At 48.7% G+C, this 22,169-nt stretch carries 22 protein-coding genes and 2 pseudogenes; 10 read left to right on the top strand and 14 right to left on the bottom strand.

Going from position 1 to position 22,169, the window contains the following annotated elements:
- Positions 1–128 precede the first annotated feature (128 nt).
- The 7 genes from DW806_RS08930 to DW806_RS08900 all read right to left on the bottom strand — a co-directional run bounded on the left by DW806_RS08930 (position 129) and on the right by DW806_RS08900 (position 6,825).
- Complete coding sequence (locus DW806_RS08930; RefSeq protein WP_158578333.1) at positions 129–1,172, bottom strand: stalk domain-containing protein; 1,044 nt, start codon at positions 1,170–1,172, stop codon at positions 129–131.
- Between the two features lie 141 nt (positions 1,173–1,313).
- On the bottom strand, positions 1,314–2,012 hold the full coding sequence (locus tag DW806_RS08925) for a hypothetical protein (RefSeq protein ID WP_117491610.1): 699 nt from the start codon (positions 2,010–2,012) through the stop codon (positions 1,314–1,316).
- 506 nt (positions 2,013–2,518) lie between these two features.
- Positions 2,519–3,151, bottom strand: coding sequence for a copper amine oxidase N-terminal domain-containing protein (locus tag DW806_RS08920; protein ID WP_117491608.1), 633 nt, complete (start codon positions 3,149–3,151; stop codon positions 2,519–2,521).
- A 46-nt stretch (positions 3,152–3,197) separates the two neighbouring features.
- Positions 3,198–4,340 carry an amidase domain-containing protein gene (locus tag DW806_RS08915; protein WP_158574627.1) on the bottom strand — a complete coding sequence of 381 codons (1,143 nt, stop codon included), beginning with the start codon at positions 4,338–4,340 and terminating at the stop codon, positions 3,198–3,200.
- A 207-nt stretch (positions 4,341–4,547) separates the two neighbouring features.
- A complete protein-coding gene (locus DW806_RS08910; RefSeq protein ID WP_118360183.1) occupies positions 4,548–5,813 on the bottom strand; it encodes a sensor histidine kinase in 1,266 nt (421 codons plus the stop codon).
- Positions 5,810–6,496, bottom strand: a complete 687-nt coding sequence (locus DW806_RS08905; protein ID WP_117491603.1) for a LytR/AlgR family response regulator transcription factor — start codon at positions 6,494–6,496, stop codon at positions 5,810–5,812. The genes DW806_RS08910 and DW806_RS08905 overlap by 4 nt, the downstream gene beginning before the upstream one ends.
- Positions 6,497–6,507: 11 nt before the next feature.
- Positions 6,508–6,825 (bottom strand): helix-turn-helix domain-containing protein, encoded by a 318-nt coding sequence (locus DW806_RS08900; RefSeq protein WP_117491601.1) that lies wholly within the window; start codon positions 6,823–6,825, stop codon positions 6,508–6,510.
- 220 nt (positions 6,826–7,045) lie between these two features.
- Here DW806_RS08900 and DW806_RS08895 point away from each other — a divergent pair, with 220 nt between their 5' ends.
- From DW806_RS08895 to DW806_RS08865, 7 genes are all read left to right on the top strand, one after another.
- Positions 7,046–7,642: an accessory gene regulator B family protein gene (locus DW806_RS08895; RefSeq protein WP_118360182.1), complete on the top strand. Its 597-nt coding sequence runs from the start codon at positions 7,046–7,048 to the stop codon at positions 7,640–7,642.
- On the top strand, positions 7,639–7,785 hold the full coding sequence (locus tag DW806_RS08890) for a cyclic lactone autoinducer peptide (RefSeq protein ID WP_117491597.1): 147 nt from the start codon (positions 7,639–7,641) through the stop codon (positions 7,783–7,785). The genes DW806_RS08895 and DW806_RS08890 overlap by 4 nt, the downstream gene beginning before the upstream one ends.
- 293 nt (positions 7,786–8,078) lie before the next feature.
- The gene (locus DW806_RS08885) at positions 8,079–8,564 is read left to right on the top strand and encodes a sigma-70 family RNA polymerase sigma factor (RefSeq protein ID WP_118360181.1); all 486 of its coding nucleotides are present in this window, start codon (positions 8,079–8,081) and stop codon (positions 8,562–8,564) included.
- A 446-nt stretch (positions 8,565–9,010) separates the two neighbouring features.
- Positions 9,011–9,211 carry a hypothetical protein gene (locus DW806_RS08875; RefSeq protein ID WP_110437253.1) on the top strand — a complete coding sequence of 67 codons (201 nt, stop codon included), beginning with the start codon at positions 9,011–9,013 and terminating at the stop codon, positions 9,209–9,211.
- A gap of 131 nt (positions 9,212–9,342) precedes the next feature.
- Positions 9,343–14,157: an isopeptide-forming domain-containing fimbrial protein gene (locus tag DW806_RS08870; RefSeq protein WP_118729727.1), complete on the top strand. Its 4,815-nt coding sequence runs from the start codon at positions 9,343–9,345 to the stop codon at positions 14,155–14,157.
- A gap of 94 nt (positions 14,158–14,251) precedes the next feature.
- Positions 14,252–14,401 carry a hypothetical protein gene (locus DW806_RS15415; RefSeq protein ID WP_188885711.1) on the top strand — a complete coding sequence of 50 codons (150 nt, stop codon included), beginning with the start codon at positions 14,252–14,254 and terminating at the stop codon, positions 14,399–14,401.
- Between the two features lie 69 nt (positions 14,402–14,470).
- Positions 14,471–16,027 (top strand): recombinase family protein, encoded by a 1,557-nt coding sequence (locus DW806_RS08865; protein WP_118360179.1) that lies wholly within the window; start codon positions 14,471–14,473, stop codon positions 16,025–16,027.
- A gap of 110 nt (positions 16,028–16,137) precedes the next feature.
- Here the strand turns inward: DW806_RS08865 and DW806_RS08860 are convergent.
- From DW806_RS08860 to DW806_RS08850, 3 genes and pseudogenes are all read right to left on the bottom strand, one after another.
- A pseudogene (locus DW806_RS08860) lies at positions 16,138–16,545 on the bottom strand (manganese catalase family protein); the annotation flags it as partial.
- Complete coding sequence (locus DW806_RS08855) at positions 16,545–16,802, bottom strand: spore coat protein CotJB (protein WP_118729726.1); 258 nt, start codon at positions 16,800–16,802, stop codon at positions 16,545–16,547. The gene DW806_RS08855 and the pseudogene DW806_RS08860, both read right to left, overlap by 1 nt.
- The gene (locus DW806_RS08850; protein WP_117491585.1) at positions 16,799–16,978 is read right to left on the bottom strand and encodes a spore coat associated protein CotJA; all 180 of its coding nucleotides are present in this window, start codon (positions 16,976–16,978) and stop codon (positions 16,799–16,801) included. The genes DW806_RS08855 and DW806_RS08850 overlap by 4 nt, the downstream gene beginning before the upstream one ends.
- Before the next feature lie 181 nt (positions 16,979–17,159).
- On the opposite strand from DW806_RS08850, the gene DW806_RS08845 reads away from it, so the two are divergent.
- From DW806_RS08845 to DW806_RS08835, 3 genes are read left to right on the top strand one after another with little or no spacing between them, the layout of a single operon-like run.
- A complete protein-coding gene (locus DW806_RS08845; RefSeq protein WP_110437247.1) occupies positions 17,160–17,720 on the top strand; it encodes a TIGR01440 family protein in 561 nt (186 codons plus the stop codon).
- 7 nt (positions 17,721–17,727) lie between these two features.
- Positions 17,728–18,432 carry an HAD family hydrolase gene (locus tag DW806_RS08840; protein WP_118729725.1) on the top strand — a complete coding sequence of 235 codons (705 nt, stop codon included), beginning with the start codon at positions 17,728–17,730 and terminating at the stop codon, positions 18,430–18,432.
- A 25-nt stretch (positions 18,433–18,457) separates the two neighbouring features.
- A complete protein-coding gene (locus DW806_RS08835) occupies positions 18,458–18,712 on the top strand; it encodes a TIGR03905 family TSCPD domain-containing protein (protein WP_118729724.1) in 255 nt (84 codons plus the stop codon).
- 45 nt (positions 18,713–18,757) lie between these two features.
- Here DW806_RS08835 and DW806_RS08830 read toward each other — a convergent pair whose 3' ends face one another.
- From DW806_RS08830 to DW806_RS08815, 4 genes and pseudogenes are all read right to left on the bottom strand, one after another.
- Positions 18,758–19,417 (bottom strand): 4'-phosphopantetheinyl transferase family protein, encoded by a 660-nt coding sequence (locus DW806_RS08830; RefSeq protein WP_118729723.1) that lies wholly within the window; start codon positions 19,415–19,417, stop codon positions 18,758–18,760.
- 229 nt (positions 19,418–19,646) lie between these two features.
- Positions 19,647–20,048, bottom strand: a complete 402-nt coding sequence (locus DW806_RS08825; RefSeq protein ID WP_118729722.1) for a (deoxy)nucleoside triphosphate pyrophosphohydrolase — start codon at positions 20,046–20,048, stop codon at positions 19,647–19,649.
- Positions 20,049–20,060: 12 nt separating this feature from the next.
- Positions 20,061–21,716 carry a DUF3427 domain-containing protein gene (locus DW806_RS08820; protein ID WP_118729721.1) on the bottom strand — a complete coding sequence of 552 codons (1,656 nt, stop codon included), beginning with the start codon at positions 21,714–21,716 and terminating at the stop codon, positions 20,061–20,063.
- Between the two features lie 128 nt (positions 21,717–21,844).
- Positions 21,845–22,169, bottom strand: a pseudogene (locus DW806_RS08815) (MobQ family relaxase); the annotation flags it as partial.

Raw genomic sequence — 22,169 nt, 5'->3', positions numbered from 1 at the left:
TAATGTTATGAAAATGACGCAAATTTCGCAGTTTGAGCTTGTGCTGAAACTGGTAGATGGGAATTGGGAAATTGTCGGATAAATAAAAAGCTGAGGTAATCCTCAGCTTTTTATGGTCTTGGTTTGCATTAAAAAAGTCTATCCATGTTCTGCCGCAGCATACGAACCATGCGTTCGCAGTCCAGCATAGTATTATCAGCGCCGAACATGACAGCGGTCTGATCGACCACGCTCGTATCCGGATTGCTGCTGCCGAGCACGACCCGCCCGTTCTTCACGCGGTCCATCACGGCGTCCGCGTTATCGATGAGGAAATCCAGTTCGTTCATCAGGCTGCTGTTGTAGTAGCGGATCGGATTCTCCTGCTCGGTCATGCCGCTGCGGATGGTCTGCGCTTTGCGCTTGATGGAGTCCAGCGCCGCCATGGCGGTTGCCTTATCGGTAACTACATAGTCGGTATAGCCGCCGTTTTTCACCGCAGACGCACAATTCTTGATCTTCTGCGTATCCGTCCGCATATCAAGCAGCTGCTTCATGAGATTTGTCGCGTAGGTTTCCATTTCGGCACGCTTGCTGTCACTCAGCGGCATGCGCAGGAAGATGGCGTTCACGTCATTCTCCGCCTTGGCACTGTACCACGTTACGTCCATGCCGGTCAGCTCACCGATGTTGCGCAGCGGCAGATAGATGGAATTCTGGTAAAACAGCGGATAAATGGTCACGCCCTTCTGGTTTTTGAAGGTCTGCTGTTTGCCGTCCACGAGGACCTTTACGCCCTTATCGAGCGTAGCATGACCGGTCGCACCGACATATTTCACGCCTTCCTTGTGGTACGCATCGTCATCCGCACACGGATACGACTTTTCCGTAGTGCCGGACAGGAACACCGTGCGCGATGCACTGTCCCACGAGATATTTTTGCCCATCCAGCGGCCAACCGTGCGCAGCGGCATGTAGGTCGAGCCGTTGTAGCTCAGCGCCGTGTAAACCGTCTTGCCGTCCTCGCTCGGGAAGGTGGCCGGAATGCCCTCTGCATAAATGTCCGCGCTCTGCGGATTGATTTTTACGGCGGTGCGGGGCTGTGTTGTAGTCTGTGTAGCTGCCTGTTCAGCAATTTGAGCTGTAGTGTGTGCCGGAATATTTGCGGCTTGCGCGCCAATACTTGCAGCCATTAGAGAGAAAACACAAACAATACTTCCTAATATGCGTTTCAGCTTCATACGATACACCCTTTCTCTGGTTACTATAATATTGCGTATAATATTACAACGAAGCACAACGGTTACTTTCATTGTACTTCGTTGATAGGGCGCTTAGTAGATGCCGTACAGTTCGGTAGTTACCTCACCAGAACCCGACACCGCGCTGCCAAAAGCTGTGATGTTATCGCCGGGGCTAATGATAAAATTATCTGCACCATACTGAATATCATCATAAAAGAGTACAGTGCATTCACTTTTCGTATTAACAACGCGTCTCAGCTGATAGCAGTTGCTCTGACCCATTGCAGAAGTCCAAACGCTGACGTTCATCTTAGTGATAGAACGATCAATATTATGCATATATACTGCCAAACCACTGTAGTCAACATTTCCGGCCAAGCCATCGGCTAATGTGACTCCCTGGTTGCCATCAACGTTTGTATATACTGTTGCGGTACGCGAATCGCCAAGACGACGGCCATTCGGTGCAGAGCGCGCAGCCTGAAGCATAATACCAGTAGAATCAGACGCCTGTACAGCTGCATTTACAATGATAGAACCCTGCTCATCGTTGGTCGTATCTTCGGGAATTGCTACTTCTACGGGAGTCTGCGTAGTGCTGCCATCAGCCTTGACATGAACGACATTGACAGTAACATTATCACCGGCAAATGCCGAAATCGACTGAGAATTTGCGAGTGCTGAGGACGGAACATCCTGCGAATTTACTGCGCCTGCGCTCATCATAAGAGCGGATGCGGCCATACAGCCTGCGAGCGTTGTGCTCATCATCTTCTTAAATTTGCTCATAGTGTTAATAATCCCTCCATATTCTGGTGTACTCTCGATGATTGCCATCGTATGGGTGCGACAATCATTCATGCTTTTATTGTAGAATAGTATTTGGTACATTAACAATGCGGTGTTTATCTGCATGATTGCAATTTACTTTTGATTGTTGCTCGGTGTAGCAATCTATGCAGATTTTTGTTAAACCATGGGAACCACTTCCATATGATAAAATGTGTATTAAAGAATTGTTTTTGATGTTTGCATTATAACATTTGAAGTAAAATTTTCAATAGATTTGCAGAGTTTGGTATGTCTGGTGCAGAAAGATGCAAAGGTTAGTAATTAAAGCAGGATTTGGTGGATGTATCTGATAATCAGCTAAGGATATGGCGAATAAATAATACATACTTAATAATCAATAGCTAAAAACATATGTGAACGCAAATATAAGCAGACGCCAATGCGATTGGCATTGGTGTCTGCTTATGAGTGATATTGTAAGTTTCAGAGTATGCGTTGAGAATTTAGAAACCGCTTGCAAATTCATCAATCAAGAACTGACTGCCGACCTTTTTTACATAAATCAAGCAGGTAGTGCTGGTTTGATTGGGGTCATACACCGAGTTTGCGGCGGGTTTCATTGCAAAAGAACATTCAAAAACGAGTTCTTTGGCTCTTGCGGAATAATCACCGTTATAAGTGCAGGACTTTAGTTTTGCTTCTTTCATACCGAATACGCCAATGCTGTAGTCAAATCCTGCGGCATCGCCGGTGCATAGCGTATTCATCTTCTGATACTGCTGATTGCCGAACAGCGTAAAGAACTCACTGATTACATTTTTAGCAGATGAAACGTCGCTGTCAGAAAAGACAGAATCGTTGATAAGAACAGAACTGGTGCTGCCTTGCCATGTAACCGTTTTGCCCAGCCATTCGCTGACAGCGCGTATCGGCACATAAGTCGTACCCTGATAGATCAACGGTTCTACTACCTTGCCGTTTACATCGGTAGCAACCTGTTTCTGGCCGTTCAGGTAAATGGTGATGCCGCCGTAGGTTGCAGTGATTTTGCGGCCATTGACTGCGAAAGCAATCGTACCCAGCAGCATACAGCAAATCAAGCCGATAATTGGGATGCGAAAACGCTTTTTCTTCATGTGCAATACCTCCCTGAATGATTATCGTTGTTACAGCAGGTATGCGTTAGTAGTTTTTGATTACATAGAAGCTGTAATTGCCGTTCAAATCTGCCGAGGAGAACGCAGCGTCTTTTCGATCGGTGGTGTGTGCTGTGTACGCGATTTTAGCACCATCATTGATGCTTACTAACACAATATGACCCGCACCGCTCGAAGTATAGGCAAAGCTGCCAGCCGTAGCATTGGTGTAGCTGGTTTTTGTTGCATAACCCTTGTTTACCATATACGAGGGTACTGCGGATGCACGAATCCACGAAACAGAATCGGCTTTCCAAGTTGCATCGGTGGGAATACCACCAGCATGGATACACTGAGAAACGAAATTAGCGCAGTCACCGCCGTTGCCCTTATAGCTGGTATATGCCGGATTGTAAGACGACCAATACTTGTATGCGTAGTCGCGGGCGGCAATGCGGTTATAGCTGTTGTAGTTATTGATCTTGGTTGCAACCCAAGCGGGGGAAACCATCATGCTCTGAACAGCAGCCTGCGCATCTTCTGCACCATTTCGGTAAATATCATCATACGACCGCAGCTCGTACTCGTTGATATTGACATCATTGTCGAACTCGTCAAGGCCGGTTAGTGTAATGTTGTCCGGCTCGGCAACGGGTGCAGAAACCTTGATGTGATAGGTAAAATCGCTGGTTTCACCAATGTATTCGTCGAACATCTCAACAGTTGCATCCATCGACTGAACGAATGTGTCAACAACATTCTGCTGGGCCGCTGTCAGAGTAACATCCTGATCTAAGCCGAAAGTGGATTTTGCCAACTCCGCCTTATCGGATGCGGCCATTGTGGCATACGAAGAAGCGCCGAGTTCATCCAGATAGCCAGCGATGTACGGCATTTCTTCAACGCTCTGTGCTTTAAGGCGTTCGCTGACAGTTACTGTGGTTTCGTACTGAACCAAGCCGTCGGACTGGGTTACTTCACTGTCATCGAAGCGGAAGCCAACAAGCGAATAGAGGTCTTCATCGCTCTCACGGAAAAAATGCTCAATCTCGTTTTGTGCGGTTGCCTTCAACTGATTGATCGTGGCATCATCGAGTGCGTTGGGTTCCAGTGCAGCGACACCTATGTTGAGACACGAGAGAACCATTACGGAAGAAAGACTGCCTGCAAGAAACTTTTTGATAGTCATACTGCTGTTCACCTCCATGTTAGCAGTTCGGCTTGGATGAAAACTCATTAACTGAACTTACTGCATTGGAGTCATTCCCTTCATTTGGTGTATTTGTATTATACAACATATGATAAAATGCACAATATGAGTGCAGAGTTTGGTAGGTATGGTGCAGTAAAATGCACAAAGAAAGGACGACAGCTTTTAAAACTGTCGTCCATGATTTTACAAATTCAAAATAATCTCTACAGTATATTGATTATTCTCCTGATTGATTTGCATTGTGCCGCCGATTTGTTCTACTGTGGAACTGACGTTTTTCAGCCCATAACCATGAATACCCTCGCGTTTCTTAGAAGAAAATTCTGGGTCATAGGGATTGGAAATGCGGTAATATAGAATACTGTCCTTTTGTCTTAAAGTTAAACTTACGATTTTAGGCGTATCGGCAGATACACCGCTGCACGCGCGAATTGCGTTATCCAATGTATTTCCGAGAATAACACTTAAAACCAGCGGGGACAGGGCAAGCTGAGGGGAAACAAAAACGTCGATTTTTAAAGTAATACCGGCAAGCGAGGATTTTCCCAGTGCATCATTCAAAATTGCGTTAATAACCGGATGGTCTACATCAACGATTTTGCTAAGCGAATTAAATGATTTGGTAATGGTTTCGAGATATAACTCTGCTTGTGATACATCACTGTCCTTGACTAATGCAGTAACAGCAGTTAATTGCTTCTTTATATCATGCCACAGGCTTCGCGTTTGCTCGTTAGCGGATTTCATCTGTTCGTAATAAGACAGCTGAGTTTCGAGTTGCTGTTCAGCCAAACGCCGCTGCTGCTCGTTTTCGTAATTTGTACGAATAGATCGCATATATACGAAGAATACAATGTTGATGTACAAAATTCCGGCAATAGAAAGTGTTAATAATATTAAAAGAAAGTGCGATACGGTTCCGACCAATTCCAATGATACAATGCAGATAAATACACTGACGAGCTGGCAGGTCGTGAGTGGGAGCAATTCTTTGAATGGAATATCAAGTAAACCTTTTTTGCCGAACAGTGTGACAATAAAAAGAATGAGCAGCAAGTTTATCAGCTTTGCAAAGATGATAAATATGCAGCGTGCTAACCCCTGTCCGAGGATAATCGTTCGTGAAATGCCGGAGAGATAAAAAGGATATTCACATATTACGTCAACCAACACACTGAGGGTTATAAATGCTGTTGAAGTTAAAAGTGCCTTGCGAACAGTGGATTCAAAAATCGCATATGTTGATACACTGATAATGCTCCAGCTAAGTAGGATACGAAGTATACCCGGCATAGGGATACAGCTCATCACGATAATAAAAATACCTACAAGCAAGTATAAATGTCCTTTGTATTTAGTGCTGCGATATTTTGAGTAAAATCCAGATGCAAAAAGATAGAGTAGAAAAGTGTCTAATACACCACTGAGGGCTTCAATTAGCAAAGTCATATGTTTTCCCTCGCAAACTTTGTAAAAGCTGCAATGACATCTTTCTTTCGGTTTCTACTGATTTTGATGAGTTGATGGTCCTGCATTTCTATATCGTCTTTTGTTATGCGAATTACATGATGCAGATTGATTAAGAAACTGGCATGAATACGAAGAAAATTGGCTGATGATAATTGGGGTTCGACCTCTTTCAGGCTCAAGCGAGCTTTGTAAATCTGCTGCTGTGTATGAACGAAAAGCATATAATTACGAGACTCGAAATACAGAATTTCTTGTACAGGGATACGATACAATTCGCCGTTCGAGGAGAATGTAAAATACTGCGGAATAATCAGACGCAAAGCGCGCTTTAGAACTTCGTGGAACTTTGCCTCATTAAGAGGTTTTACAAGATAATGAAAAGCCACATCATAACCACGAATCGTATATTCGGTGCTCTTGGTTACAAAAACAATAAGCGGTTTTGCGCTTCCTGACATAAGTTCTTCTGCAGCATCAAAGCCATTTGTATCATCCATTTCAATATCCAGAAAAATCAATGGGAAAAATGTCGTCTTCGCTGCTGCCAGCAGTTCGTCTGCTGAGGAAAAAAGGACAATAGATAATTCGGGGGCATATCGCTTGACTAATGCTTCGATATTGAGCCGTTCCTGATCTTCATCATCACAAATTGCAATTCGCATAAATACTCCTGTTAAAAATCACATCTCGAAATAAGTTTTAACATTCCAAGGGCTAATTGTTGCTGTTTCTTTGAGAGTTTGGAATAGAGTTGTGCGTATTCTTGCTTCAGTTTTGCGCTTTCTTCGAGTGTTGATGTGCAGAATAAAGATTGTACATCAAGTTCTAATGTCTCAATCAACTGTAATAAAACCGGATAAGATGGATAACTGAGTCCGCGTTCAATTTGGCCGATATATCCGGCGGTTTTTCCGATTTTCTCAGCAAGACGCTCTTGCGTCAACCCTAACTCTTTTCGTTTGGCTTGAATAATTTCTCCAAGACCTGTCATTTATAATCACCTCAGGTATAGCGATACTATTATTCTAAGTAGTATGGATACCAATTAGAAGCGACTAATACTATTATTTTATAATAGTTATACTATCTTTTCAACTAATTACTGCAAAAACATGACTAAACTCTGCAAGGACATTGAAATACTTCAAGAGGTCGATATAATAGTGGGTATCAGGTATAGTAAAGTAAATAAGAGAGAATAGAGTATTTTTATGAAGAAATTTGTCGATTCTTATTGTAACTATCTCCAAAAGAAGCGGATTATTGTATCAAATGAGCAATGGGAAATCTGTGCGTATGGCTTGGAATTGATTGTTTCTGCAGTTCTAAATATTGTAATTTTGGTAATGTGTTCATTTATACTACATGAAGAAAGGTATATTTTATTTTACTTTTTGGGATTTATTCCGTTGCGCTTGTTTGCAGGGGGATACCATGCGGATAATCATTTGAATTGCTGTATAATATTTGCAGGAATTTACTTGGTATCAGTTTTTCTGAGATGTATTGCTGAGCCTCCTTTAGTTCTTTGCTTCATTGTGATTGAAACAATATTGATTTTGCTGTTATCTCCGGTCGAATCAGCTAATAAACAGATTACATACAAACGTCGTAGAATTAGCAGAAATAGAAGTATATGGATATTGCTGGCGAATGTGGTTGTATGTATAGTATTTCTTTGGGTTCAGCCCAATAACAGTTATATAGAATACTATCTTATCAGTGGATTTTTAGCATCATCTACGATGATTGCTGGAAAAATAAAATTACATTTTGCAAGTCGTAAAAAGGAGGGTGCATCTTTATGAAAAAATTTATCAACTGGTGTATTGTGCATGGTGGTCAGATTATTACTGCACTGGCAATTGTTGCAGCAACCGCTTCTGTGGGCACTACTTGTCTGTTTGAATCGTATCAGCCGGAAGTTCCAGAATGCCTTCGTGAGCGATAATATGTGGGCGGATGTACAAATATTGAAGTAAAAAATTCAAATCTGTAAAATTTGATCAGAACGCTACTGCAATCCTAATCAAGGGTGTTGTCAGTAGCGTTTTGATTTGTAAAATGTTTTATGAAGCAAAGCCATTTGTATAGCTTAATAGCTGTGCGAAAGGCTTTATTTTTTTGCCCTAAAATCAAAAAGTGCAGAGTATTTCGCTCTTTTATAGATTCCTGGCAAGCCTGTATTGCCCGCTATCCATAATCTCCAATCTCAAACAAAAACTTTGAGATTGGAGCTTGAAAATGAAAAAGTGGCAGAAAAACCGCAACTACAAGCGGATTAAAGATAAGGACGGCAACGTGGTTGCAAACATCATCACTGTGTTCGGACAGGATGTAGAGGTTTCGGACGAGATATTTGATACATACTCGCAGATGGACCGGCGTGCAAGATATATCGGAGAGGATATTCCCGCAGAGAGCGAAATATCGCTGGAACGCACGATTGAGGATGGTATACATATCAAAACGTTGGAAAACGCAGAACTGAGTGCGGAGGAATATTGCTTGCTTGAGGAAGAAGCAGAACATGAAGCAAAAATGCTGGATGAGTTGCCTAAAGTTATTGAATCACTGCCGGAAAGTGACAAAAAGCTGATTAAAGCGCTGTACTATGACGGCTATTCGACCCGAGAATATGCACAAAAATTGGGTATTACGCAGGCTGCAATGCTTAAGCGCCGAAATCGTATTTTGAAGTATCTGAAAAAATATTTTGAAAAATTCTGATTTTCAGGGTGTTCAGTAGGCGTTTTTCTTGGGGGTACAGTGAGGGGATAAATATTCTCTCACTGCTCCTTGGCAACTGAACATCAAACATCAGGTACAAATTCTGTGCGGAGAGCTGCGGCGCAAAGCCGCGAACTGTCGGGCGGCTCCCGACAAGGCGATGACCCGCATAGATGATAATGATACTCCCGATCAGTCACCGTCCGAGCGTTGAAAGCGTCGCAGGCTATGAGATCGGACAACGAGATAGGTGCAATGCCTGTGAGGTCGGTACGCTGCTGACCGCCTGATGTTTCCCGGCAGCCGGGGGTGAGGACGAATAGGCTGACAGAGAAATGCGAGGTGATGATATATATGATAGTGTAAAAATCCAGACAACAGAATAATCACAAACCGGAAGAACCGCATGGATTCCTCCGGTTTTGCTTTTACAGAGAGGTTTATCTATGGAATGGAAAAACGCAAATAAGATACTGCCGGAACGCGGTCATCGGGTTCTGTGCCTGTATCCGAACGGCAAAATGGACGTACAGCTTTACTTAGGCCGTGAGAGTTTCGTTCACGATCTGTACGGACGCTGTATTTTCTGGACGGAACTGCCGAAACGCCCGAAAGCCTATTTTAAGCTGATGGGACGCAATGAATAAAGAACAGCAGGCAATCGCTCGTCTGGCAGAGCGGGGAAGAAGTGCTGCACTGGTGGCTGCAGGACGGCGTGCTGCCGGGGCAGTTGAGTATTTCAGATTACTTAACAGAAATGGAGTGAAGGAGTGAAACAATGTCAATCATAAAGCGAATCACCTCAGCAGGACTGTCGCTGGCGATGGCGGCAACGATTATCCCAAGTTCGTTTGCCGTCAGCACGAAGTCTGCAAGCACGCTGTCCTCGGTGACGGCAAAATATCTTGACACAGAAAACGGCAAGGAGATTGCCAAAAAGCAGACATACAGCGTCACACACGAGGAAAAGTCCCCGCAGACGATCACAAACTACACCTACGCAGATTATACCGAAAGTGTTGAGTATGTGTATTCGCATAAGGACTTGACCTACATCATCGGTTATCCCGACAAGGGCGTACACCCGAACGGTGATCTGACCCGCGCCGAAGCTGCTATGATCTTCTACCGTCTGTATGACGGTGATTATCCCAGCTTCACGCGCCGTATGTCAAACAGCACCTTCAAGGATGTAAGCGCAAAGAACTGGTTCTATGAGCCGGTCGAAACGCTGTACAATATCGGTCTGCTGGAAGGTAAGTCCAAGGACAGCTTTGCACCGAACGCGCCCATCAGTCGTGCGGAGTTCGCCGCGCTGGCGGCTCGTTTCCAGAACCTCAAATACACCAGCGGCAAGGTTTTTTCCGATGTAGAGAAAGGTCACTGGGCATACAGCTATATCAACGCTGCGAGCGAAGCAGGATGGATTCAGGGCTATCCCGACGGCACTTTCCGTCCCGACAAGGAGATTACCCGAACCGAAACCGTAACGCTGGTGAACAGCATGATTAACCGCACTGTTACCCGCGAAAAGCTGAAAGCACTGAAAGTGCGAAATCCGTACAACGATCTTGCAGAATCGTTCTGGGGCTACACAAACCTTATGGAAGCAACGGTATCCCATACCGCCGAAGAATGGCATGACGCGAAGTACAACGATGGCAAGTACAATATCATTGTCGAGAAATTCGTGGACATGAGCGGCAAGGAGATCGCAAAGTCTGTCACTACGGCGGGCAAGGCAGAAACCGCGCCGAAATCCATTCCGGCGTATGAGTATCGCGGCTATATTCGCACGATTACTTATAAGTACAGCACCGGTGATGCGCTCCCGTCCATCGAAAAGACGGCAAGCGTCAAGGACGCTAAGGTAGGCGATGAGATCACTTACACGATCAAGCTGTCAAACGATAAAAAGGCAAGTTCCGCATGGAAAAGCGTTGTTTTGACTGACAACATTCCGTCCGGTCTGACTTTCGTTGAGGGTAGCGTGTATGTGAACAATGTAGCGGCTACCCACACTGCAAAGAACGGCACTCTGACCGTGGGCCTCGGTGATATTGCCGCTGGCAAGACCGTGATTGCCACTTTCAAGGCAAAAATCAACGGTGATATGTACAATCAGACGATCTACAACACCGCTGTTGCCAAGGGTACGAACGGTTATGTGACCGCTGCGGACGGCAAGAAAACCAACATTTACGAGGACAAGGACGATGGCGTGTATGTCAAAAAGGGCGATACCGCGCCGTATGTGACCAAGACTGCGGATAAAGAAACCGCGAATGTCGGTGACAAGATCACCTACACCGTCAAGGTTGGCAACGGTGACGGTGCTGTTTACGAAATCGAAAACGCTAAAATGGCAGATACCATTCCGGCTGAATTTGACTTCGTAGACGGCAGCGTGCAGGTGGATGGCAAGTCCTATCCGTACAGCTATGACAACGCCAGCCGCAAGCTGTCTGTTGTGATCGGCAATCTGAAGCCGAACGCTGCCCGCACCGTAACTTTCGCTGTGACCGTGGGCAAGTCGGCTTACGGCAAGACCGTACACAACACCGCTGTCCTCTCCGGCGATAACATCAAGGACACCGAGGACAAGGACAAGGGCGTTGAGATTGGTGACGGCAAGACCAAGCCGGAAGTTACCAAGACTGCGGACAAGTCCACTGCCAATGTTGGCGATAAAGTGACTTACACCATCAAGCTGGCAAACGGCGAGTTCGCAAGCGTGACAATCAAGGGCGCTGTGCTGACCGATACCATTCCGAACGGACTGGATATTCAGTACGGTTCTGTCACGCTCAACGGCAAGCTGACCAACGATTACAGCTATGATGAAGCATCCCGCGTTCTGACCGTCAAGGTCGGTGATCTCGGCGTGGAAGAAAGCGCAACGGTAACTTTCGTTGCAGTGGTCAACACCGCCGCATACGGCAAGACTATCTACAACACCGCTGTGATGAAGTCCGACAACACGCCGGACACCAGCGGCAAGGACAATGGCGTAACCGTTGGTGACGGCAAGGCAAAGCCACAGATCGACAAGACTGCAAACAAGTCCTCTGCCAGCGTGGGCGATAAGATTGCGTACACGCTGACCGTAAAGAATGATGATACCGCAACTGTTCCGGTTGAGAACGGCGTTATCACCGATGTTCTTCCGGCTGGACTGACCTTTGAATACGGTTCTGTCACGCTGAACGGTAAGAACACGAACGATTACACCTACGATGAGAATACCCGCCTGCTGACCGTCAATGTCGGCACGATTGAGCCGGACGCAAAGCAGATCATCGGCTTCACCGTAACGGTGAACGAATCCGCGTACAACACCACCATCCAGAACCTTGCAACGCTGACATCTGATAATGCAGACCCGGTGCAGGACAAGGACGATGGCGTAGCAATCGCGGACGGTGACGCGCTGCTGACCGTTTCCAAGTCCGCAGACAAAACCACTGCCAAGGTTGGCGATACGATCACCTACACCGTAAACGCTGCCAATGCGACTGGTGCGGATGTGAATATCCGCGACGCGGTTATGACCGATACCATTCCGGACGGACTGACCTTCCGCGGCAATGTAACCGTAGACGGCTACTCCGCAGAATATCAGTACGACAATACCGGCAAGACCCTGACCGTATCGCTTGGTGAGATCGCGCCGAACCAGACCAAGGCAATCCGCTTTGATGTAACCGTCAACAGCGACGCTTACGGTATGCACATTGAAAATACCGCCCTCGTCAGCGGCAGCAATACGCCGGACAAGAGCGGTACGGATAACGGTGTGGATATTGAAGATGGTACGGCAGATGGTCATGCGAGCAGCAAGACCGCAAACAAGACCACCGCAGCAGTTGGTGATACGATTACCTATTCTATCCGCCTGGAAAACGGTGCAGCAGCTACCGCTGATTGGGAGAACATGAAAGTGATTGACGTTTTGCCTGACGGCGTAAGTTTTGCAGGAAACGTGCAGGAGAATGGTTCGGCAACGGTCAATTATTCGTACAATGTTACGATGAAAACAATCACTTTCACGCCGGATGCTATCGCAGCAGGCGCACAGACCGTTCTTAGCTTTGATGTAATCGTAGATGATGGTTCGCAGGGAAAGTTTATCGTAAACACTGCTATCCTCGATGATAACGGCAAGGAAACACCCATGCCGGACGGCGGCGTACAGATTGACGAGGGCAACGCTGCTCCGATCGTAAAGAAGTCTGCAAGCGTCACCACTGCCAATGTAGGCGATACCTTCACCTACACGATCACTGCAAAGAACGGCAACAAGGCAACTGCCGCATGGAAGAATGTCGTAATGACCGATACGCTCCCGACCGGCGTGAAGCTGGTGGGCGGCGTGTATCTCAACAATGAGTTTGCGCTTTACAATCTCAGCGGCAATGCGCTGTCTGTGCTCGTAGGTGATCTCGAACCGGGCGAATCGGCTGAAATCACTTTTGACGTGCAGGTGCTTGAAAGTGCGGCTGGTACAACGATTACCAACACTGCTTCGCTTGATGGCGATAACGGTCACGGCACTGCAACGGATAAGGGTGTAACGATTCCTGACACGGCAGAACAGCCGGACGACACCACAGCGTTTTATGTAACCAAAGAGGTTGACAAAACCGTTGTGAATGTGGGGAACGGCGTTTCGGCAGACCGCAAACGTGCGACATTTACCATCACGGTTGGCAATGATTCTAACCAGACGTGGAAACGGGTTATCCTCAAAGATACGCTGGACACCACACTGGTAACGCCGGTTTTGAAGAACAACGTCTATGTGGATAGTGTTCTGAACGGCAAATGGAGTTTCCGGAACAAAGTATTTACGCTGGAGCTCGGTGACATTGCGCCGAACGAAAAGCGCGTGGTGAAAATCACGGTTGAGTTTAAGACCGATGCGGGCGGCAAGACGTACACCAATCTTGCCACAGCTACGGGTGACAACGGTTCGGCTTCGGGCCGCTCGCCGGAGATTGAGGTGGTTTCGTCTGGTTCGTCCGGTACACCGGTGCTGACGGATATTCACTATCAGCTGTTCGGTGGCTACGCGGACGGTCTGTGGCGGCCGAATGATCGCGTATCCCTGCAGGAAGCCTGCACGGTTGTATATCGTCTGATTGCAAACGGCGGCAATACTTGGTTGCCGCGCGGCACGATTACCGTTCCGAAATACAAGTACGATATTCCGGAAGAAGCAAAGTATTTCGTTTCCATCGGCGTTCTGCCTGCGTCCGCATTTGATACCGCTCGCATGGACGAGGGTGACGATTACGAGATCAACTATACGATCTCGAAGAACGGTTATCTGCGTATCTGGGCTACATCTGGTCAGCTTAATTCACTGGTGGCGTATGCGACAAAGGCAAATATTGGCCTGAGCGGTGATGTATCCCGTCTGACGTTCGCAAAGGCAATCTGCCAGATTACCGGACGCGACACCTCGCCGGATGTTTCCGATTACAGCGGCAATCTCCGTACATGGGCGGATGCGCCCTCGTCCGTCGTGACCGAGGTTTCGCACGAACACGATTTCATCATGGACAGTGACCGCAACGAATACTGGATTTGAGAGTAGAATGAGAAAACCCGCCTGTTTTGCAGCAGGCGGGTTTTACATTAGCAGAGAGCAACATAGGCTATTCTGAAAGGAAGGGTGAAGCCGTATGGCAAAACAGCAGATCAAAGCGGTTTGCACACACGTTTTTCAGAATGGAGGGGAAACCTGCGACCGGAAACGATTTACAGAGAAATGGGTAGAGATGATCAATCGTATCGAACGGACAGAAACGAAAATTACGGAGAAAAGGCAATGACAAAAGTGCAGTTATGCGTTACAATAAAAGTAGGAAACAGCTTGTTCTTATCTGAATGAGGGATAGAACATGAAAAAAGCAGCAATTTATTGCCGTTTATCCGAGGAAGATAAAAACAAGCTATGTGCGACCGATGATTCGGGCAGCATTCAGAATCAGAAAGCAATGCTGGTGCAGTATGCAGAAGAACAGGGGTGGGAAGTTTATCAGATTTACAGTGATGATGATTATACTGGTGCAGACAGGCGGCGGCCGCAGTTTAAGCGGCTGCTGAAAGACGCAGAACAGCACAAGTTCGATATTATCCTCTGCAAAACACAGTCACGTTTTACCCGTGAATTGGAACTGGTGGAAAAGTATATCCACGGTCTGTTTCCCATCTGGGGTATCCGTTTTGTCAGCATTGTAGACAATGCGGATACGGACAATAAGGGCAACAAGAAATCACGTCAGATCAACGGTCTTGTAAACGAATGGTATCTGGAAGATATGTCGGATAACATTCGCAGCGTACTGACCAACCGCCGTGTCAACGGTTTGCATATCGGTGCGTTTGCACTATACGGCTACCGCAAAGACCCTGACCGCAAAGGGCATTTGCTGATAGACGAAGAAGCGGCAGCAGTAGTCCGTGAGGTGTTCAATCTATTTGCACAGGGATATGGGAAAACTTCGATCGCCCGTATTTTGAACACACGCGGGATTCCCAATCCCACCGAGTACAAACGACAGCATGGCTTACGCTACAAGCAGGCGGTGAGCAAAAACAGCACCTTGTGGAAATACTTTGCGATTGCGGATATGCTGGAAAATGAAATTTACATCGGCAATATGGTGCAGGGCAAGTATGGCAGTGTGTCGTATAAAACCAAGCAGTGTAAGCCGCGTCCGAAAGATCAGTGGTATGTTGTGCGTGGTACGCACGAGCCGATTATTGACCAGGAACTGTGGAACAAGGTATGTCGGCGGCGAGCAGAGCGCAGCAGACCGTTCAGTGATGGAAAAATTGGTATTTTCGCACGCAAAGCACGGTGCGCATATTGCGGCTATACGCTTCGGTCCTCCAAGACGCAGGACCGGCACTATCTGCAATGTCCGAATCGGCATATCTCTGTGGAAGCCTGTCCCGGTGCGTTTATTGCGGTCAGCCATTTGGAGGAAGCTGTACTGGAAGAGCTGAACCGGATGGCGCAGGAATTTCTCGATAAGGATGAAGCGGCCGAGAGCGTAGCGTTCTGCAAGGATTTGCAGAAACAGAAGAAATGCCTGCAAAAGGAGATCAACACCTATCGTCAGAAGCAGGAGGAATATACAACAGGCATTCGCAATCTGTACCTCGACAAGGTAAAGGGACTGCTGACAGAGCAGGACTATCTTGCTATGTCGAAAGATTTTGCCGGAGAGCGTGATCGGCTGGAGCATGTGATCGAGGATGGCGAAAAGCAGATGCGAGAACTTGAGGAGCGAATCGCTATCGGAGATAACCGCCGTGCGCTGGTCGAGAAGTACATGAACATTGAGCACCTGAATCGTGAGATGGTCGATACGCTGATTGACTATGTGACTGTCGGTCGGCGCGCAAAGGGCACGAAAACGGTTCCCATAGAGATTCATTGGAATTTTTGATCAATTATCGTTCAATGAGTATACCGCGTATGATAATATACAGAAATGTGGCGATATATACACTAAAATGGTGCGAAAAGCCTAAAGGATTGTTCTTGTAAAGGTGTAGCTTCTGCTGCCATATCCTCAAACAGATCAGTGATCGGGTCTCCTTTGGACTGGAACGTTGCGGCGCTCCACGGCACACCGGAGGCCGACTGCGGGTAAATGCCGGTCGTGTGATCGACAAAGTAGGCGTCAAAGCCGCCCTCCTTGATCTGCTCGGGCGTGAGATTGCGCGTCAGCTGGTACACGATGGCGGAGATCATCTCCATGTGCGCAAGCTCTTCCGTGCCGATATCCGTCAAAATGCCCTTGCATTCCTTATACGGCATGGCATACCGCTGGTTGAGATAGCGCATGGACGCACCCAGCTCGCCGTCCGGGCCGCCAAGCTGAGAGATAACAATTTTGGCGGTCTGCGGATTCGGATTCTTGATCTTTACCGGAAACTGCAATCGTTTATCGTATGACCACATCAGTCCTCAGCTCCTTCCCACGGCCACGGATCGTCGATCCACGTCCAGTGTCCGCTGCGGGTATCCACCTCGCGGGCGGTCAGCGGACCGAACGCGTCCTCGTACTCGGCGGCGGCCTTGTCAAACGCCGTGCGCATTTCGTTGTAGTATTTGAGCGCGGTAGCGTTGTCCGGATGGCCGTCGAGGTACTCGATCACCTCAACGAGCGCGAAATCGTACATGCGCACGCGCCCGAGCAGCTTCTCCTTGTCGGTCATTGCGGCACGGCCTCCTCTCCGAGAAACGGCTTGTCGAGTGCCGGAAAGATCGTGCCGCGCGAGAACGCGAGCACCGGATCATACGGCGTATCAAATTCCTGCGTCGGCACAAAGGCCATCGCAAGCGAAAGCAGACCGGCAGGGATACTCTCCTTGGTCTGTAAATGATTCTGCATGGTTATTCTCCCTTCGTATAAGGTAGGAGTTAGGAGATAGGAGTGGATAATGATTCACCCCGCCCTGCAATATCATCACGATACCGCCTAACTCCTCACTCTCAACATACGCCGTTGGGTCTTAACAAGTTCCGACATTTATGTTATACTAATAGTACTCTTATAAGGGGAGGCATGAAAAATGGAGCTTTCTAAAATCAGAGAACAAAGTGCGAAGGCGGCAGAGCAGGTTTGTGAGGCAGCCAAGCTGAAGATCGGCGACCTGTTTGTGGTCGGCTGCTCGTCAAGTGAGATTCTGGGCGAGAAGATTGGCACGCATTCCAGTGTAGAGGTAGCCGAAGCGGTATTCGAGGGCATTCACAGCGTACTGCATGAGCACGGCGTGGAACTGGCGGCGCAGTGCTGCGAGCACCTCAACCGTGCGCTGATCGTGGAGCGTGCTGTGGCAGAGCAGTTCGGTCTGGAGGAGGTCAACGTCGTTCCGCAGCCCAAGGCAGGCGGTTCGTTCGGCACGACTGCGTACAAGCGCTTTGATGATCCGGTGGCGGTTGAGTCGCTCAAGCAGAGCGCCTCTGCGGGCATGGACATCGGCGGAACGCTGATCGGCATGCACATCAAGCCGGTGGTCGTACCGCTGCGCATTGAGACCAAGAAGATCGGCGAAGCCGTTCTGCTGTGCGCACGCCGCCGTCCGAAGTTTGTAGGCGGCAGCCGCGCAGTCTATAACGAAAAACTTTTGTGAGGATTTTATGGGATTAAAAGCAGTTTTTTTCGATCTGGATGACACGTTATACACCAGCTTTCGGGCAGGGGACGCCTACGCCTACGAAAAGCTGGAGGAATGGGCCATCAGCACGTTTGGAGACAAAGGCAAGGGGTTTGCGGACGCATTCCGCGTCAACCGCAAGCGTCTGGCACGGCAGCAGCCTGCCATGCCGCCTACGCATGACCGTGTGCTGTTTGCACAGGGTGCACTCGAGCGCATGGGCCTGAACGCCGTTCGCTATTCGCGCGAGGCATTCCGCGTGTACTGGAATGCGGTGTTCGCTAAGATGACCTTGCGCCCGGGCGTGGCTGAGTTTTTGGACGAGTTGCGTGCGGCGGGCGTTAAGGTGGCCATCTGCACCAACATGCTGGCGGATATCCAGATGGAAAAGCTGGAGTACCTCGGCATTGCCGACAAGGTGGACTGCCTTGTTACGAGTGAGGAAGCCGGTGTGGATAAGCCGGGTTCGGCGATCTTCTGGCTGGCGATGCACAAATGCCGCTGTCTGCCGGAGGAGACCGTCATGGTCGGCGACAACTTCACGCACGATATTCAGGGCGCACTCGATGTTGGCATTGACGGCGTGTGGCTCAACTGGACGGACAAACCGAAACCGGTCGGTGAGCTGTCCTATACCGAGGTACGCACATTTGAGCAGGCAGCGGCGCATATCCGCACCCTGCTCTGATAAGTTAGGGAGGACAAGAAAAGACATGCAGCATTTTGACTACAAGCCGCACGGCGTATGTCCGATGAATATTTCGTTCGATCTGGACGGCGATACCGTGCACAACGTATCCTTCAAGGGCGGCTGCAACGGCAACCTGCAGGCGATCAGCCGCGTGGTCGAGGGCATGACCGTGGAGCAGATTGAAGGCTACTTCAAGGGCATTTCGTGCAACGGACGCGGCACAAGCTGCTCGGATCAGCTGGCGACAGCGGTTCGCAAGGCGAAAGACGCGGAATAACACAAAAAGAACCGATATCTTGCGATATCGGTTCTTTTTTACGCTTTACTCGGCGGAAAAATTCCGCAGAACGGTCAGCTTGGGCGCTTCTGCGCCGGTTTCGCGCACACATACGCCGAGCCTGTAGGCGGGATCGGGGAAATCCGGCACAAATAGGGAACCGGGTGCGCCGACGGTGATTGCCGGCGGCTGACAGGCGATATCTACGCAGAACTGCCGCAGCAGCCGCAGACCGCGGCCGTCGGCCTTGACGTAGCTTTCCTTGAGCGCCCACAGTGTGTAGAACGCGTTTTCGCGCTCGGCAGGCGAGAGCGAGGACAGGTACTGCACCTCATCGGGGTGGAAGAAGCGGTCGGCAATATTGGGTTTGAAGGAGCGGCACTGCTGAATGTCTACGCCGACCGGGTGGTCGCTCACCGCACAGACTGCCCATGCGGCGGAATGCGACAGGCTGAAATGGACATCCGGCGCGGCGGTCAGATACGGCTTGCCGTTCTCGTTCGCGGCAATGTCGAGCGGGCGCGGCACGGACGGACAGCAAAGGCGGATTGCCTCATCCAGCAGCAGGGAAGCAGTGAAGCTCTGCTGACGGGAGGTGCCGTGCAGGCTGTCGATATACGTCAGCCGCGCGGCGGACAGGCGGGAACGAAGCGAAATATTCATAATATCGGCGGCCGCTGTGGACAGGGCGAAAAGATGGGTCAAAGTAATGCTCCTCTTGCAACATTCATGTGATTTGCTGTCTGATTAACGAATAAATGCATCAGTTCGGTATTCATAATACCGGTTTGCGTCTGGTTTCTGTGTAAACCAATATACCTCCAACCGGTTTCGCTGTCAACAAGTTTCGGCAAGACGATTATTTTTCGCATATCTGTTTTTTGAATACCGGAAAGGCTTCACAGATGATGGCTGCACCGCCTTGCATTACAGTTCAAGATGGCAGCAAAGCGAGCGCTTTCTCAATCTTTTCAATCAGCCCTGAATCAGCCGGCAGCCATTCCACGCTTTTCAGTGTTTCCTTGGTCAGCCATCGCGCTTCGGCGGCCTCTAACAGTTCAAGATTACCGCGAACCAGCTGACACCAGAAGCAATCCATTGAAAGGTGAAAGGTCGGATAATCAAATTCAACGGTATCAATCAACTCGCCAACCGAAATCTCGGAGGCCAGTTCTTCCCGGATTTCTCTTTTTAAGGCCTCCTGCGGCGTTTCGCCGGACTCGATTTTTCCGCCGGGAAACTCCCACAGTCCCTTAAAGTCACCGTAGCCGCGCATGGTGGCAAAGATTTTTTCGCCATCACGAATGACTGCGGCGACCACTCGGATTGTTTTCATAAAATGCCTTCCTTATCCGACTACCAGCTTGTTCGTCTTGCGAAGATACTTCGCCGGAATCGGCTGGTCCAGATGCCATGTAATATTCATTGGCTTGCTGCCGGTGTGCTTCACATAGGCTGCTGTTCCAAGACAGGTATACGGTGCAGCGCCGATGCCATCCTGCTTGAACTCCCGCACGAAGAGAACGACCTTGCTGCCGCGCTGCCGGTGGTTAATATAACGCTGACCGGTGCTTGCCGTGTCGGATGTGGTGCTTTGACTTTGCCAATGGAACAGGCTTTCGTTGATCGAATAGTCGTTGTACATGGTAGTCGGTGAGTAGTCCTTGTCCGCCTTGTTGAGCGTGATAAAGAACACATTGACCTGCTTGTCCGGCAGCCACTTGACACCCTCCCGCACATTTTTCGGCACTGAAATAAATAGATGCTCCAAGCTGCTCGGCTTGAAGCTGCCCACAAAAAGCTCTCCGAAATTGGGGTCCTTTAATACAGCGCGGAAAGCACTTCGGCTCTGTTTCAGAATTTCCTCTCGATGAACGACAAACAGCAGACGGGGCTTCGAACCGGAAAAGGCTTTGCAGAACCGTCGGTAATCAAAGGCAGAGATTAAGGTTTTTCCGGTGCCGGTTGCTGCAACGACAAGATTGCGGTAATAGCCGCGAACCTCGCGCTCTGCCTGCAGGCGATCCAAAATCTCCTGCTGGTAGGGGTAGGGCTGAATATCGAAAACGAACTGCATCTCGCTTGTCGGATTGGCCTTGCCGTTTGCTGACAGTGCACGCTCCAGTCTTTCCCTGCACCCGCCCTCATAGACTTCAAAGCTGGCGGTGTTCCAATAACTATCGAAGGTTGCTTCCATCTTCTGAATGGTTGGCAGCATATCCTTGGTTGTCAGCTTAACATTCCATTCCAGTCCGCTGGACATAGCCGGATTGGAGAGGTTGGAAGAACCGACATACGCCGTGGTAAAGCCGGTTTCACGATAGAACATATACGCCTTTGCATGAAGTCTGGTACGCTCGGTATCGTAAGATACACGGATTTCTGTGTTGGGGAGCTTGCGAAGCGCTTCCACCGCTTTCACGTCCGTTGCGCCCATGTATGTTGTCGTAATAACGCGGAGCCTGCCGCCACGGTCCGCAAAATGCTGAAGATCATCGATGATTAAACGAAGACCGCTCCATTTGACAAACGAAACCAGCATATCAATGCGGTCTGCGGAGGCGATTTCTTTCTTCAGCTCGGAAAACATCTGCGGCTCATGAACTGCTCCGGTAAATAAGCTGCTTTGCGCAATCGATGTTTCGGGGCGAGGGAGGTCCTTTGCTTTTTTCCGGCCGATGCGCATCATAGGATCATCGCGGGACAGCAATGCGAATAACTGCTCGCCCTCATCGTCCACAGTAAAATCGCGCAGGTCATCCTGCGCTGTCTCCTGCGAAATCAGATCAACAATTTTGTTGACCAGATTTAACTGCGCAGAAATATCGTCACCGGCAATGCGGTCAAGACCTTTGTGAACGACTTCGGACAGGTACTGCGTTAAGACCGAGGAGGACTCGGCAGCATCGATTTTCTCGACATGCTTGCTGCCTTCCGGAAGCTGACACAGCTCATCTTTGATTTCGGTATTCACTACTTGCTCGTAAAGGCCTTGTTTAAGCATGAAAGAAGTCTCCTGTGCGATAGCGTAATTCGTAATAGGTGTTATTCCTTGAACTGTTTTGAGTAATTTCGACAATTTTATTGTACTCTAAACCGCAAGGAAAATCAATCCATTCATCAGCGTCCAACCTTCAAGCTCTCTGTGGCAGCACTGTGTTCGCTGACACGGCGTTCCAAATCCTCAAGAGAGTAAATGCCGTTTGCCCGGAGATAATTGAAGGTATCGTTCATCTCCTTTAGGTTGCTGATTTTACCTTTTTGGGAATACGCCCCGGCTTTGCGCTGGGTGTAATAGGCGTTCAGCAGAGAAACAAGGTCGGGTGCCTGCGGCTTGGCAAGCTCTGCTTTTGCTTCGGCAATCCAATCGAACAGGAGAGCGATTTTCTTCTTGATGTCTCGGATAACGGCATTGGTTGCCTTGATCCAGCGGTTGAACTCGCCTTTCTCGGTGCGG

This window comes from Butyricicoccus sp. AM32-19 (assembly GCF_003480365.1).
Lineage (GTDB): Bacteria > Bacillota > Clostridia > Oscillospirales > Butyricicoccaceae > Agathobaculum > Agathobaculum butyriciproducens.
Note: the sequence above shows the minus strand (reverse complement) of the source record. Positions and strands in the feature narration are given on the sequence as shown.